Here is a 14071-nt window from a genome sequence, read left to right as displayed (position 1 = left end):
GACCTCCTTTTGCCTCGATGTACCTGGGGGGGGAGGGTAAGGGGCAAATGGATACCCGGTCGAGGTCGACCTCAGCTTGGCCCTGACTGCCAGGGGACGAACGTCCCCCGCCCTGGACGGGCGAGCAACTCCCCGTCCCGCACGAGCCACTCCCCCCGTGAGAGCAACCCTACCGGTTTGCCGGCGAGGTTGAGCCCCTCGTAGGGGGAGAAGTCGGTGGCCATGTGCAGATCCGAGGTGTGTACCGTCCAGTGGGCGTGGGGATCGAACAGGACCAGGTCCGCGTCCGCACCGGGTCGGATGGCGCCCTTGCGCGGCCATAGGCCAAACGCGCGGGCCGGCCCTTCGGCCAGGTACCAGGCGAGTTGGCGGAGGGCGATCCGCCCCTTGGCCACTCCTTCGGAATAGAGCAGGGGGAGCAGGGTCTCCACCCCGGGGAGGCCCGAGGGGAGGCGGGCCGGGTCGCCGGCGGCCGCGTCCTTCTGGGCCCGGGTGAACGGGCAGTGGTCGGTGGCCACCGCCTGGAGGTTCCGCCGGGCGAGGGCCCGCCACAGGGCCTCCCGGTCGTCCGGGGTCCTGAGGGGCGGGGTCACGGAGTACCGGTGGCCATCGGGCCTACCGTAGACCGCCTCGTCGAGGAGGAGGTAGTGGGGGCAGGTTTCCCCCATCATCGGGGCCCCGGCCCGACGCGCGGCGAGCAACGCGGCCAGGCCCTGGGCACTGGAGATGTGGGCGATGTACGTGGGGCACCCGGTACGAAGGGCGAGGGTCCCCACCTCGGCGATCGCCACCTCCTCGCTCACCGCGGGGCGGGCCGCGGGGAATGGCCCCCCAGCTGCATCCACCAGTTCCTCCGCCTCGGCGTGGACCATCGCCACCCCCCCCAGGGCGCGGATCCCCTTCATCGCCGCGTGCAGGGTCCCCAAGGGCGTTCGCCGGCCGCTGGCCGCGTAGGCGAGGTAGAACTTGAACGAGCACACCCCAAGCTCCGCCGCGGCCGCAAGCTCCCCCGCCCGCTCCGGCGTCCACCCCACCATCTCCGCGCGCAGGGCGAAGTCCACTGCCGCGGCCTTGGCCTGGAGCAGGCGCTGCTCGATGGCCGCGGGGAGGTCCAGGTCCGGGGCGCCCACGGTGAAGTCGATCACCGTGGTCACCCCGCCGGCGGCCGCGGCCAGGGTGCCGGTTGCGAAGTCGTCGGCCGATCGCGTCCCGGCCACCGGGAGCGCCAGGTGCACGTGGGCATCGACCACACCGGGAAGGACGTAGAGCCCTTGGGCCGATACGCACTTCCCCACCGCCCGGATCTTCCCCACCCGGGCGATCCGCCCGTCTCGGACCAGGATGTCCGCGGGGCGAACCCCACGCGAGGTGACCACCGTACCCCCCACGATGCCCAGTTCATCCACATCGTGGAAGATAGCCCGGAGGCCAGGGGACGTCCAACCGGGTGGCCGTCCCGACTATAATCGGGATGATGCCTCGCCAGGATCTTCTGGACCTGTCCTTCCCCGAGCTCGAGGAGTTGCTTACTTCCTGGGGGGAGTTGGCGTTCCGCGCTCGTCAGGTGTGGGAGTGGACCTGGCGCCACCTGGCTACCGGGTTTGCGGAGATGACCAACCTCCCCCGTGCCCTCCGCGACCGCCTCGCCGAGACCTATTGCCTCGGGATCCTCACCCCGGCGGCCCGCCATGGCGACCCCGAAGAGGGAACAGCGAAGGTCCTGTTTGCCCTCCCCGACGGGGCGGCCGTGGAGGCCGTGCTCATGCCGGAGGACGGGCGCCGGACAGTGTGCGTCTCCACTCAGGTGGGCTGCCCGATCGGCTGCGCGTTTTGTGCCACCGGGGCCATGGGCTACCGGCGGGACCTCTCCGCCGGGGAGATCGCCGCTCAGGTGCTGCACTTCGCCCGGGAACTGCGGGCCCGCGGCGAGCAGGTGGCCCACGTGGTGGTGATGGGCATGGGTGAACCCTTGCTCAACTACGCGGCCACCGTGAAGGCGATCCGTAACCTGAACGACCGGCGCGGGTTCGGCCTCGGGGCGCGGCGGATCACCGTGTCCACCGCCGGGGTGGTCCCGGGGATCCTCCGGTTGAGCGAGGAGGGACTGCAGCTCAACCTGGCCGTGTCCCTACATGCCCCGGACGATGCCCTGCGGACGGAGCTCGTGCCGCTCGCCATGCGGTGGCCCCTTGCCGACGTGCTGGCCGCGGCCGACGTCTATGCCCAAGCCACCGGCCGACGGGTGACCTACGAGTACGTGCTCCTCGCCGGGGTCAACGATGGGCTGGATCAGGCGCGGGCACTGGCCCGCCTCCTCCGGGGGCGGCTGGCGCACGCGAACCTGATCCCGTTCAACCCGGCCCCCGGGCTTCCGTTCGCGCGGCCGGACGAGGCGCGGGTGGACGCGTTCCGGCGGGAGCTCCTCCGGCACGGGGTGGACGCCACCGTGCGCCGGTCTCGTGGGGTGCGCATCCTGGCCGGCTGCGGCCAGCTCTGTGCCCGGCGGAAACCAGGGTAAGACGGCGAGTGTAGGGCATTCGCCCCGGAGGGGCCACGCTTGGGGCAAAGCGCTGCACAGGGGTTTCAGGCCTTGCCGGTCCGGCCCGCCTCCGGCTATGATGCCCTTGGTGGCCATCATTCGGTGGCCTTCCATGCGCCCGTAGCTCAGTTCGGACAGAGCAGCGGTTTCCTAAACCGCAGGTCGGAGGTTCAAGTCCTCCCGGGCGCAGCTCCCTTGCACGAACCTCTCTATAGAGTATAAAGGCCCCCATACACGGCGCCCCGCGCCGTGCGACATGTGGGCGATCATCCCGGCGGTGCTGATGGGCTGGGCTCTCGGGGCCAACGACGCGGCCAACGTGTTCGGCCTCGGGGTCGGCGTGCGCGCCGTGCGCTACCCCACTGCTGTCCTGCTCACCGCCGTCGCTGCCCTCCTTGGGGCGTATCTTGCCGGCGAGAGGGGCATGGCCACCTACAGCGCCCTCGCCGCTCAGGGACTTAGAAGCTCGTTCTGTGTGGCCTTGAGCGCCGGGCTCACCGTGGCCCTCATGACCTGGCGTGGTCTCCCCGTGTCCACCACCCAGGCTGCGGTGGGGGCGATCCTCGGTGTGGCCCTGGCCGCCGGTCGCCCGGTGGAATGGGGGGTGCTCACGCGGATCGTGCTCTCTTGGATCACCTCACCGCTTGGGAGCCTGGCCCTGGCCTACTTCCTGCACAAGTTCCTGAGCCCGCTCGTGGAGCGGCGGCTCGCCGGCGTCCTGTGGTACGATCGCGTTGTCCGAGGAGGGATCATTGCGATCGGGGTATGGGGGGCGTATGCCCTAGGGGCGAACAACGTGGCCAACGTGACCGGGGTGTACGTGGGGGCTGGGCTCCTCTCCGTGGGCGCGGCGGCCCTGATCGGTGGGGGGAGCATCGCCCTCGGGGTGCTCACCTACGCCCGGCCGGTGATGGAGACGGTGGGGGAGAAGTTGGTCGCCCTCGGCGCGTGGCCGGCGCTCCTCGCCGTGGCCTCTCAGGCAGCGGTGCTCCAGGCGTTCACCGTGATCGGGGTTCCGGTGTCGGCGTCCCAGGCGGTGGTGGGGGCGGTGGTCGGGATTGGCCTGGTGAAGGGGGTGGCCGCGGTCAACCTCCGCCAGCTCCTGGCGATCGCGGCCGGGTGGGCATTGACCCCGGTGGGAGCGGGGTTGGTGGGGTACGCCCTTTGGCTCACCATCGGCCGTGCCCTGCCCGGTTGACCGGCGGGGGACCGCCTCGCTACAATCACGGTTACGGAGGGGTGGGCGAGCGGTCTAAACCACCGGTCTGGAGAACCGGTGCACCCCTAAAGGGTGCCGTGGGTTCAAATCCCACCCCCTCCGCCAGAACATCGGTTGGTCGGTTCCCGGTCCAGAAGTTCTTGGTTGGCCACGCCGAGGGGTTCGAGCGGGGATCAAACCGGCAATGTATCCAGTTCCTCGCCCAGGCTCGCGGATCGGTAGGTGAGGTTCGCAGCCTCCTGTACCTCGCACATGGCCTCGGCTATATCCCACAGGACGCGTTCCAGACCACCGCGGACCGCGCAGCCGGCGTGGCTTCTTTCTGGGTTCATCCGCTACCTCCAACGCACCTGAGTCCTCGCCCCTTTGTACGTACACACCGCCGTTCCCGCAGGCGCTCGCCTTGAGGGGAAGAAACTTGACCGACCAACCGAGAACCTCTAAACTGCCTTTCGGGCCCGTGCAGGTGGGGGGCTAGCGGTCCCCTGTATCCAAAACCCGCTATACGTGGAACCCATGGGCTTCCCGAGAGGGCGGGGAGACGGAAAAGGGCCCGGATGCCCCGGGCGATGACGGTCGAGCCCCCTGCGACGCATACCGGTGAACCCCGCTAGGCCCGGAAGGGAGCAACGGTAAGCTGGTCCCTGTGGGTGATAGGGGATCCCTTGGCCTGAGCTCGGGAGCCGGGTGCGCCCGTTGAGCCGGCCACGACGGAGGCCCGCACGGGCCCGTAAACTTCAGTTCCCAGTTCGAGGTTCCAAGTTCTGAGTGTCAAACCTCGGTTCCCAGTCATGTGTTTCGTCGCCTAGCCTCGCTCCTTGACAGGTAAGGGGCGACCTTGTACCATAAACAAGATAAAGAGATCCGGTTATCTGGAGATGACGGTGAGGTTTTCGCAGTCCAGCAAGTACGCGATCCTGGCCCTGACCGCCCTTGCCGCCCGCGACGGCGGCCCGGCCACTGTCCACGAGCTTGCCGAGGCCGCAGGTGTCCCTCAGGCCTACCTGGCCAAGCTCGTTCCGCCCTTGGCGCGGGCCGGGCTTCTCGCCTCCTCCCGCGGCCGCGGCGGAGGCGTCCACCTCGCCCGACCGGCTGGGGGAATCGCCCTCGCCGACGTGATCCGCGCCTTGGACGGGGAAGGGGTGTTCCAGGAGTGCCCGTTCGAGGTCGCCCCCTGCCCGGGGAATCCAGCGTGCCCGCTACAGCCGGTGTGGGACCCGCTGCGGGCTCGAATTGTGGACTTCCTCGCGGCCACCACCTTGGCCGACGTGACAAGGAAGATCGGCAGCCCTGCCCTCCGCGCGCGAAGGAGGTTCGCATGAGCGAGTTGATCGGCACGAAACGGAAGGAGGCGTTGAAGGCGATCCTCCGGCGCCTCCACGCCGGGGAGAGCCCGGACGCCGTCAAGGCCGCGTTCCGGGAGGCTGTCGGGAACGTGACCCCGATGGAGATCGCCCAGCTCGAAGAGGAGTTGGTACGCGAGGGGATCCCGCGGGCGGAGATCCAGCGCCTGTGCGATGTTCATCTGGCCCTGTTCCGGGAGTCCCTGGAGCGAACGGCGCCCTTGGCCCCGCCGTGGCACCCGGTGCACATCCTGATGGAGGAGCATAAGGAGCTCCTCGGCATGGCCAACCGCCTGGCGGCGCTCGTCCGCAAGGAACCCGAAACCGAGGAGGACCGGGAAGAGCGGGAGCGGCTCCTTGCCCACACGAAAGAGTCGGAAAGCCATTACCTGCGCGAGGAGAACGTGCTGTTCCCGTACCTCGAGCGGCATGGGGTTACCGAGCCCCCGGCGGTGATGTGGTCGGAGCACCAGCGGATCCGGGAACTCAAGAAGGCCATCCTGCGCCACGCCGCGGAGGCCGAACGCCCACGGGCCCGCGCCCGGCTGGCCGAGGTCGCCGTGGCCATGGCGGAGATGCTCGCCGGCCACTTCTACAAGGAGAACCACATCCTCTTTCCCACCGCCCTCCAGGTCATCCCGGAGGGGGAATGGCGGGGGATCCGAGCCCAGTTCGACGAGATCGGGTACTGTTGCTTCACCCCGGCGGTGCCTGCCGCCCCCGCCGCCGAACAAGGCGCCACGCCGGGTGCCAGGGAGGAGCGGGTGAGCTTCCCCACCGGGAACATGTCCTTTGAGGAGTTGGAGGCCGTCCTGAACACGCTCCCGGTGGACATCACGTTCGTGGACAAGGACGACACGGTGCGCTACTTCAACCAGTCCAAAGACCGGATCTTCGTGCGCACCCCCGCCGTGATCGGACGCAAGGTCCAGAACTGCCACCCCCAGAAGAGCGTGCACGTGGTGGAGCGCATCGTGGGCGAGTTCCGGGAAGGCCGACGCGATGTGGCCGAGTTCTGGATCCCCGTCCAGGGGAAGCTCGTGTACATCCGGTACTTCCCTGTGCGGGGGAAGGACGGCCAGTACCTGGGCACGCTGGAGGTGACCCAGGAGATCACGGGGGTGAAGCGGATCGAGGGAGAGCGGCGGCTCCTCGATGAGCCCCGGGCGAAGCCGTGACTGCATTCCCTTCATCCCAGCCCTCTCCTGTAGCCTCCTGGTCCCCCTCCCTTGATGGGAGGGGCAGGGGGAGGGTGAAGAAAGGACCATTCGATGGGCAAAGCGGAGGCGTTTTTCAGCGAGCGAGCCCGGCTGAACGAACTTGTACTCAAGCACGGGAACCTGACGATCAAAAGATTCTTCGCCCTGGACGGGGATGCGTACGAGGACGGGGCCCTTCCCCGCAAGACGAAGGAACTGATGGGCCTCGTGGCCTCGCTCGTCCTGCGGTGCGACGACTGCGTCACCTACCACCTCGTCCAAGCCCGGTTGGCCGGAGCCAAAGCGGCGGAGATCACCGAAGCCATGGCGATCGCCTTGGTCGTGGGCGGATCGATCGTCATCCCCCATCTGCGCCGGGGGGTGGAGCTGCTCGCGGAACTCGAGGAGGGCCACGATGAAGCCGGCCGTGATCGCCGTTGACCGACGTGGAGGCCAACGCGGGGCATAGCTCGGTGCGGTCTACCCCAAGGACTCGACGGCTTGGCATGCCGTGACGCGGCGCATGCTCGTCCAAGGTGGTAGGAGAAGCGGCGGGCCCGCTATACTAGCTCTCGAAAGGGGGACGGTATGGAAGAGCTCGTCCAGTTTGGGCTGAACGTCTTGGCCGACCTCGGGGTGGACTACGGAGAGGTGCGGGGGGAGCGGCGCATCGAGGAGAACATCGACACGAGGAACCGCGAGGTGGACATGCTGTCGCGCCGGGAATCCCGAGGGATTGGAATCCGCGTCCTCCACCGAGGCGCGTGGGGGTTCGCCGCCACCGGTGACCTCACGAAAACGGGTCTCCGCCGCGCCGCCACGAGCGCCCTGGCCATCGCCCGAGCCACCGCTCAACTGCAGCGGGAACCGGTCGAACTCGCCCCGGAACCCGCCCACCGGGACGCGTTCGCCACCCCTTGCGTCCGCGATCCCTTGGCCGTTCCCCTCGAGGAAAAGCTGGGCCTCCTCATCACCGCCGCCGAGCGGATCCTCGCCGTTCCCGGGGTGGCCATGGCCAAGGGGTCGATGGCCGCGTGGCGCATCGAGAAGGTATTCGGAAACACCGAGGGCAGCCTCATTCGGCAGACGATCACCAGCTGTGGGGCCGGGATCGAGGCCTACGCCGCAGGAGCGGGGGAGATCCAGCGCCGCTCCTACCCTAACTCCTTCGGGGGGGACTTCGCCAACGCCGGCTACGAGTTCATCGAGGCGATGGACCTCCCCGGCCACGCCCAAGGCATCGCCGAGGAGGCGGTGGCCCTCCTCTCCGCCCCGGTCTGCCCGACGGGCGTGTTCGACGTCATCATCGGGGGTTCCCAGATGGCCCTCCAGGTGCACGAGTCCCTGGGGCACCCCTCGGAGCTGGATCGGGTGCTGGGCACCGAGCTCTCCTACGCCGGGGGGAGCTTCCTCACCCTGGATAAGCGGGGGAACTTCCGGTACGGGTCAGACATCGTGAACATCGTCGCCGATGCCACCGTCCCCGGGGGCCTCGGTACGTTCGGCTACGACGACGAGGGCGTGCCCGCCCAGAAGGTCGACTTGGTGAGGGGCGGCATGTTCGTCGGCTACCTCACGTCACGGGAGACGGCGCCCAAGATCGGCGTCCAGCGTAGCGGCGGGGCGGCCCGAGCGTCGAGCTGGGCGAGGATCCCTCTCATCCGCATGACCAACATCAGCCTCCTCCCCGGCCGGGGGACCCTGGACGAGCTCATCGCGGGCACCGAGCATGGGATCTACTTGGAGACGAACAAGTCGTGGTCCATCGACGACCGCCGGGTCAACTTTCAGTTCGGCACCGAGATCGCCTGGGAGATCCGGGGCGGGCGCAAGGCCCGGATGCTCAAGAACGCCCTCTATACCGGGATCACCCCCGAGTTCTGGCGGTCGTGCGTGGCCATCTGTGGCCCCCAGGAGTGGCACATGTGGGGCCTACCCAACTGCGGTAAAGGGGAGCCGGGCCAGGTGATGCAGGTCGGGCACGGGACGGCCCCGGCCAAGTTCACAGGGGTCCAGGTGCGGGGCACGGGATGATCGTGTGCGAGTTCTCGGTCGTCCCTTTGGGCAGAGGGGAGTCGGTGTCCGCCGAGGTGGCCCAGTGCCTTAGGATCGTGCGGGAGAGCGGCCTCTCCCACCAGCTCACGGCGATGGGCACCCTGCTCGAAGGGGAATGGGACGAAATCATGGCCGTGGTCCGTCGCTGCCACGAGGCGGTGCGAGCGAGGAACCGCCGCGTCCTGACCACGATCCGCATCGACGACCGCGATGCCCCGCCGGGGCGGCTTCAGGCCAAGGTCCAATCGGTGGAGGAAAAGCTCGCCCGGGCCTAGAGCAGACGCACGATGTAGTGCATGTAGAAAAAGTATACGGGGACCGCGGCGAGGAGGCCATCGATGCGGTCCAGCATCCCCCCGTGGCCGGGGAAGAGGTGCCCGGCGTCCTTTACCCCTGCCGCCCGCTTCACCAGGGACTCGAACAGGTCCCCGAGCTGGACGAAGCTCCCCACCCACACCCCGAGGGCCACGATGTGGGGGAGCCAACGCGGAAGGTCCTGCCAGAACTCGGGGAGGAACACCGCGCCGACGGTGGCCAAGAGCAGCCCGCCAGCGGTCCCTTCCCAGGTCTTGGCGAGCGAAATGCGGGGGAGGAGCTGGTGACGGCCGAATTGGCTCCCCACAAAGTAGGCTCCGGAATCGTAGCCCCACACGATGAGCAGGAAATGCACCACGTAGGCGAACCCTGCCTTGAACAAGAGGTACACGAACCCCAAGGTCACCGGGACGTACAGGAACCCGAAGATCCCGGCCAGGGACGCGAAGAACCCCTCCTCGGGGCCGCGGCGGAAGAAGCTGTAGATCACGATCAGGTACACCACGCCCCACGCCAGCACAAGGGCGTACTGGCCGTTCCAGGGGAGAAGAAGGAGCAAGAACGCGGGAACGGCCAGGAGGAACAGCTCCCGCGGCAGGGGGATGCCCAGCCGGCCCACCAGGTCCAGGTATTCCCAGCCGGCGACCGTGCCCACTGCGGCGAGGAACAGGGCCACCGCCCATCCTGCTTGGTAGCGCTCGGCAACCCAGAAGACGGCCAGCACGAGCGGAATGGCCACGGTGGCGGTGACGAGGCGCTTCGTGAGCGAAGTCACGTGGTCACCCGGCCGAAGTTCCGCTTGCGGCCTTGGAAGTCGTGGATCGCCCGGAGCAGTACCTCCTCGTCGAAGTCCGGCCATAGGGTGGGGGTGAAGTAGAGCTCGGCATAGGCCGCTCCCCACAGGAAGAAGTTGGACAGGCGTTGTTCCCCGCCGGAGCGGATGATGAGGTCGGGATCGGGGAGCTCGGCCGTGGGCAGGAGCTTGCGGAACGCGTCCTCGGACAAGGCGGTCGCCTTCCCCTCCCGGGCCATGGCCATCGCCCGTTTCACCCCCTCCACGATCTCCCACCGTCCGCCGAAGTTGAGGGCCACCGAAAGGTGGAGGACGTCGTTGCCCTTGGTCTCCTCCACCGCGGCGGCGAGGGTGCGGCGCAACGACGCCGGAAGTCGGTCCACCGCGCCCAGCACCCGCAACCGCACCCCGCGTGCGGCGAGCTCGCCGAGTTTGTCGCGGATGAAACCATCGAGGAGCGCAAACAGGAACTCCAGTTCTTCCTTGGGCCGGCCCCAGTTCTCGGTGGAGAAGGCGAACACGGTGAGGTAGGGGAACAGGCGTTCCTCGCCCACGAACCGGGTCAGCCGCTCCACCACCAACGCCCCCTGCCGATGGCCTTCGGTGCGGGAAAGCCCGCGGGCCTTGGCCCAGCGGCCGTTCCCGTCCATGATCACCGCCACGTGCTGGGGGAGTGGTCGCGCCCGCACCGCGCTAAGGAGCTCCGACAAGGACACGCCGCGCCTCCCCCACCACCGTAAGCGACCCGCTCACCACCAGGAGATCCCCTTCTCCCAGTTTACGAACGAGCTCGGCCACCGTCTCCCCGGCCCCGATCCGCCACCGCGCCGCCAGGCGCCGTGCTTGATGGGCCAGGGCCTCGGGCGGGAGCGCTCGCTCCGTACGGGACGCGACCAGCACCACCTCGTCGAACCGGGGGAACAGGATCTCCGCCATGGTCCGCACCATCTTCCCCCGCAATGCCCCGAACGCCAAGGTCCACCGTCCCGGCGGCGGGGGCAGTCGGTCCAGGGCTGCCACCAGGGCCCGGGCCCCGGACGGGTTGTGGGCCCCGTCCAGCACCACCCACGGCCGCATCCGCACCACCTCGAACCGACCCGGCCACCGGGCCTGGGCCAGCCCCTCCCGCACCGCGTCTCGGGACAGCCCTATCCCCCCGGCGAGCTCGGCCAGCGCCCCCAGGGTCAGGGCCAGGTTCCGCGCCTGGTACGCGCCCACGAGGCCGGTCTCGAATGGCCCGAGATCGAACGGGTCGGTCCGGGAACGCCACACTGCCTTCTCCCACCCCAGCTCTACGGGTTGGACGTCCTCCGGATCCACCACGCACAGCGCCGCCCCGACGGCGCGGCACTCCGCGGCCACCACCGCCAGGACGTCTTCCTTGTCCTCCGAGGTCAGGAACGGCACCCCGAGCCGGGCGATGCCCGCATCCTCCCATGCCGCGCGGGCGAGGCCTGGACCGAAAAACTCGCTATGGTCTTGATCAACGTTGGTGTGCAGGGACAGGATCGGCCGGGCCAGGCAGTTGGTGGCATCGTAGCGGCCGCCCAAGCCCACCTCCACCACCGCCAGGTCCACCCGCTCCGCGGCGAAGTGGCCGAACGCGGCCGCGGTCAAGGCCTCGAAGTATGTGGGCCGCCCCGGGCCGGCGATGAGCTCCTCCACCGGCAGCGCCGCCTCGCTTACGAGCTCGGTCAGCCGGCCCATGGGGATCTTCTCCCCATCCACACGAATCCGGGCGGTGGGGTCGCCAAGGTCGGGGGACGTGTACATCCCCACGCGCAAGCCCGCGGCGCGGAACACGGAGTCCAGGAACGCCACCACCGACCCCTTGCCGTTGGTCCCCGCCACGTGCACCGCCGGGAACCGCTCCTCCGGGTTCCCGAGCCGGGAGAGGAGCGCCCGCGTCCGGGAGAGGCCGGGCTTGACCTCCCGCTCCGGGGCCAGGGCCGACCAGGGGAGGCCGTTCACCGGCTTCCCTCCCCGAGCAGGCGTGCCAACCGGGCCCGGCGGGTCCTGAGCCCCTCGGCCTCGGCCTCGGCCTTGGCCACCACCTCCGGCGGGGCCTTGTCCCGAAACGCCGGGTTCCCCAGGCGGGCTTCCACCTTGGCCAGGGCGTCGTCCACCTGCGCGAGGTCCCGCGAGAGCCGGGCGGCCACCGCATCCCAGTCCACCATGTCCCCAAGCGCCAGGAAGAACGCGATGTCCCCGGCCACCCCCCAGGCCGTGCCCGCGCTCGAGAGGTACCCCGCCGCGCAGCGGACGGACGCGGCCCGGCTCAGGCGCCGAATCGCCGGGGCAAACGAGGCCGCAAGCTCCCGCGCCTTGTCCCCGGCAACGAGGACCACCTCCACCTCGGCCGCGGCCGGGACCCCGAGCTCGGCGCGCACCGCACGGATTTCCCGGATCAGGTCCATCACCAGGGACAGGCGCGCCTCGGCCTCGGGGTCGATGCGTTCGGGGCAAGGCCGGGGGAAAACCGCCCGGGCCACCGTCCCCGCCCCGCCCATGTGCCGCCAGATCTCCTCGGTGAGGTAGGGCATGAACGGGTGAAGGAGACGGACCACCGTGTCCAGCACCTCCCGCAGCACGAGCTGGCATGTGGTACGGGCCTCCCCTTGCCCATCATGGAGGCGCAGCTTCGCGAGCTCCAGGTACCAGTCGCACAGCTCGTGCCACGTGAAGTGGTACAGGGACTCGGCGGCGAGGTGGAAGTTGTAGCGGTCCAGCTCCTCCCGCACCTTGGCTACGAGCCGGGCGAGGCGGGACAGGATCCATCGGTCCTCCCAGGCCAGCGGCCGGCCGGCGAGGTCCACCCCGGCTGGGACGTCGGCGGTGGTGGCGAGCACGAACCGAGCCATGTTCCACACCTTGTTCTCGAAGTTCCGGGCCTCGTCGAGCTGACGCATCGACAGGCGCAGCTCCCGCCCCTTGGACGAGCTCTGGGCCATGGTGAACCGCAGGGCGTCCATGCCGTGGCTTTCCTTCACCTCGAGGGCGTCGATCATGTTGCCCCGGGACCGACTCATCTTCTGGCCGTGCTCGTCCACGATGAGTGGGGTGATCATGACCTGGCGAAACGGTACCTCGTGCATGAAGTGAAGGCCCATCATGACCATTCGCGCCACCCAGAAGAACAGGATGTCGAACGCGGTGACGAGGAGCGAGGTCGGGTAGAACCGCCGCAGGTCCGCGGTCTCGTCCGGCCAGCCCATCACCGAGAATGGCCACAGCGACGAGGAGAACCAGGTATCGAGCACATCCTCATCCTGGCGCAGGGGCACGTCACGTCCGTAGTGGTCCCGGGCGAGGGCGCGGGCCTCCCCCACATCCAGGCCCACGAAGATCTCCCCGTCCGGGCCGTACCAAGCCGGGATCCGATGCCCCCACCATAGCTGGCGGGAGATGCACCAGTCGCGGATGTTCTCAAGCCAGTCGAAGTAGACCTTCGTCCACCGCTCGGGGATGAACTCGATCCTCCCGGCCCGCACCACGTCGATGGCCGGCTCGGCCAGGGGCTTCGTGCGCACGAACCACTGGGTGGAGATCCGCGGCTCCACCGGGGTCTGGCAGCGCTGGCAGTGTCCGACGGCATGCCGATACGGGACGACCTTTTCCAGGAACCCGTCCACCTTCAGGCGCGCGAGGATCGCCTCCCGGGCCCGGTACCGATCCAGGCCGGCGAACGGGCCGCCGCGGTCGTTGATCGTCCCGTCCGCGTTGAGGATGTCCACTGCCGGGAGGCCATGGCGATGCCCGATCTCCCGGTCCACCGGGTCGTGGGCCGGGGTGACCTTGAGGACACCGGTCCCGAACGTGGGGTCCACCTCCTCCGCCCCGACGATGGGGAGCCGCCGCCCAAGGATGGGGAGGACGGCGGCGCGGCCGATGAGGTGCCGATACCGTTCGTCGCCGGGGTTCACTGCGACCCCGGTGTCCCCGAGCATCGTCTCCGGTCGGGTGGTGGCGATCGTCACGGACCCCCCACCTTCGAGCGGGTATCGGATGAAGTATAGGTTCCCGTCTTGCTCCTCGTGCTCGACCTCGATGTCGGAAAGCGCGGTTGAGCAGCGGGGGCACCAGTTGATCATGTAGTCGCCCCGGTAGATCAGGCCCTCGCGGTATAGGCGGACGAACGCGGTCCGCACCGCCCGCGACAGGCCCTCGTCCAGGGTGAACCGCTGGCGGGACCAATCGCACGAGCAGCCCAAGGTCTTGAGCTGGTCGACGATCTCGTTCCCGTACCGCTCCTTCCACCGCCATACCCGGGCGAGGAACGCCTCCCGCCCCAGATCCTGTCGGGTCTTGCCTTCCTTGGCAAGCTCCTTTTCCACCGCGTTCTGGGTGGCGATCCCGGCGTGGTCGGTGCCCGGGAACCAGCACGCCTCGTAGCCGTCCATGCGCTTGTACCGGATCACTAGGTCCTGGAGGGTGTTGACGAGGGTGTGGCCCAAGTGCAGGCGGCCGGTGATGTTGGGCGGGGGGATGACGATGGAGAACGGAGGCTTCCCGCTCCCAGGGTCGCAGGCCCAGTAGCCGCCGTCCTCCCACATCCGGAGGATGCGGGGCTCGACTTCACGGGGGTCGTAACGCGCCGGGAGTTCCACG

Annotated in this window: 12 protein-coding genes, 2 tRNA genes and 1 other RNA gene; 10 read left to right on the top strand and 5 right to left on the bottom strand. The window is 69.0% G+C overall.

The window, feature by feature from the left end:
* Nucleotides 1-71 precede the first annotated feature (71 nt).
* Nucleotides 72-1406 (bottom strand): amidohydrolase family protein, encoded by a 1335-nt coding sequence (locus NUV94_00945; GenBank protein MCR4391359.1) that lies wholly within the window; start codon nucleotides 1404-1406, stop codon nucleotides 72-74.
* A 65-nt stretch (nucleotides 1407-1471) separates the two neighbouring features.
* Here NUV94_00945 and rlmN point away from each other — a divergent pair, with 65 nt between their 5' ends.
* The 10 genes from rlmN (at nucleotide 1472) to NUV94_00895 (ending at nucleotide 8630) form a co-directional block, all read left to right on the top strand.
* Nucleotides 1472-2518, top strand: coding sequence for a 23S rRNA (adenine(2503)-C(2))-methyltransferase RlmN (gene rlmN, locus NUV94_00940; protein MCR4391358.1), 1047 nt, complete (start codon nucleotides 1472-1474; stop codon nucleotides 2516-2518).
* A 135-nt stretch (nucleotides 2519-2653) separates the two neighbouring features.
* Nucleotides 2654-2728, top strand: a tRNA-Arg gene (locus NUV94_00935).
* A gap of 67 nt (nucleotides 2729-2795) precedes the next feature.
* Nucleotides 2796-3737, top strand: a complete 942-nt coding sequence (locus NUV94_00930) for an anion permease (protein ID MCR4391357.1) — start codon at nucleotides 2796-2798, stop codon at nucleotides 3735-3737.
* A gap of 35 nt (nucleotides 3738-3772) precedes the next feature.
* Nucleotides 3773-3863: transfer RNA gene (locus NUV94_00925), tRNA-Ser, on the top strand.
* Between the two features lie 353 nt (nucleotides 3864-4216).
* An RNA gene (ffs, locus tag NUV94_00920) (signal recognition particle sRNA large type) lies at nucleotides 4217-4484 on the top strand.
* Nucleotides 4485-4642: 158 nt separating this feature from the next.
* Nucleotides 4643-5080: an Rrf2 family transcriptional regulator gene (locus NUV94_00915; GenBank protein MCR4391356.1), complete on the top strand. Its 438-nt coding sequence runs from the start codon at nucleotides 4643-4645 to the stop codon at nucleotides 5078-5080.
* Nucleotides 5077-6279 (top strand): DUF438 domain-containing protein, encoded by a 1203-nt coding sequence (locus tag NUV94_00910; GenBank protein MCR4391355.1) that lies wholly within the window; start codon nucleotides 5077-5079, stop codon nucleotides 6277-6279. The genes NUV94_00915 and NUV94_00910 overlap by 4 nt, the downstream gene beginning before the upstream one ends.
* Before the next feature lie 93 nt (nucleotides 6280-6372).
* Nucleotides 6373-6741, top strand: coding sequence for a carboxymuconolactone decarboxylase family protein (locus tag NUV94_00905; GenBank protein MCR4391354.1), 369 nt, complete (start codon nucleotides 6373-6375; stop codon nucleotides 6739-6741).
* 147 nt (nucleotides 6742-6888) lie between these two features.
* Complete coding sequence (locus tag NUV94_00900; GenBank protein ID MCR4391353.1) at nucleotides 6889-8334, top strand: TldD/PmbA family protein; 1446 nt, start codon at nucleotides 6889-6891, stop codon at nucleotides 8332-8334.
* Complete coding sequence (locus tag NUV94_00895) at nucleotides 8331-8630, top strand: MTH1187 family thiamine-binding protein (GenBank protein ID MCR4391352.1); 300 nt, start codon at nucleotides 8331-8333, stop codon at nucleotides 8628-8630. The genes NUV94_00900 and NUV94_00895 overlap by 4 nt, the downstream gene beginning before the upstream one ends.
* Here NUV94_00895 and NUV94_00890 read toward each other — a convergent pair.
* Genes NUV94_00890 through NUV94_00875 form a run of 4 tightly spaced genes read right to left on the bottom strand, consistent with a single transcriptional unit; the run spans nucleotide 8627 to nucleotide 14070 of the window.
* Nucleotides 8627-9445 (bottom strand): phosphatidate cytidylyltransferase, encoded by an 819-nt coding sequence (locus tag NUV94_00890; protein ID MCR4391351.1) that lies wholly within the window; start codon nucleotides 9443-9445, stop codon nucleotides 8627-8629. The two genes, NUV94_00895 and NUV94_00890, sit on opposite strands and share 4 nt — an antisense overlap.
* Entirely contained in the window at nucleotides 9442-10179 is a 738-nt protein-coding gene (gene uppS, locus NUV94_00885; protein MCR4391350.1) for a polyprenyl diphosphate synthase, read from the bottom strand. Before uppS ends, NUV94_00890 begins: the two co-directional genes overlap by 4 nt.
* Complete coding sequence (locus NUV94_00880; GenBank protein ID MCR4391349.1) at nucleotides 10157-11434, bottom strand: Mur ligase family protein; 1278 nt, start codon at nucleotides 11432-11434, stop codon at nucleotides 10157-10159. Before NUV94_00880 ends, uppS begins: the two co-directional genes overlap by 23 nt.
* Entirely contained in the window at nucleotides 11431-14070 is a 2640-nt protein-coding gene (locus tag NUV94_00875; protein MCR4391348.1) for a valine--tRNA ligase, read from the bottom strand. The genes NUV94_00880 and NUV94_00875 overlap by 4 nt, the downstream gene beginning before the upstream one ends.
* Nucleotide 14071: the final 1 nt, after the last annotated feature.

This window comes from Candidatus Acetothermia bacterium (genome assembly GCA_024653305.1).
GTDB lineage: Bacteria > Bipolaricaulota > Bipolaricaulia > Bipolaricaulales > Bipolaricaulaceae > JACIWI01.
Note: the sequence above shows the minus strand (reverse complement) of the source record. Positions and strands in the feature narration are given on the sequence as shown.

Excerpts from the sequence above, each read along its gene's own strand:
- rlmN (MCR4391358.1), top strand. The coding sequence starts at position 1,472 with ATGATGCCTCGCCAGGATCTTCTGGACCTGTCCTTCCCCGAGCTCGAG.
- NUV94_00930 (MCR4391357.1), top strand. The coding sequence starts at position 2,796 with ATGTGGGCGATCATCCCGGCGGTGCTGATGGGCTGGGCTCTCGGGGCC.
- NUV94_00910 (MCR4391355.1), top strand. The coding sequence starts at position 5,077 with ATGAGCGAGTTGATCGGCACGAAACGGAAGGAGGCGTTGAAGGCGATC.
- NUV94_00905 (MCR4391354.1), top strand. The coding sequence starts at position 6,373 with ATGGGCAAAGCGGAGGCGTTTTTCAGCGAGCGAGCCCGGCTGAACGAA.
- NUV94_00900 (MCR4391353.1), top strand. The coding sequence starts at position 6,889 with ATGGAAGAGCTCGTCCAGTTTGGGCTGAACGTCTTGGCCGACCTCGGG.
- NUV94_00895 (MCR4391352.1), top strand. The coding sequence starts at position 8,331 with ATGATCGTGTGCGAGTTCTCGGTCGTCCCTTTGGGCAGAGGGGAGTCG.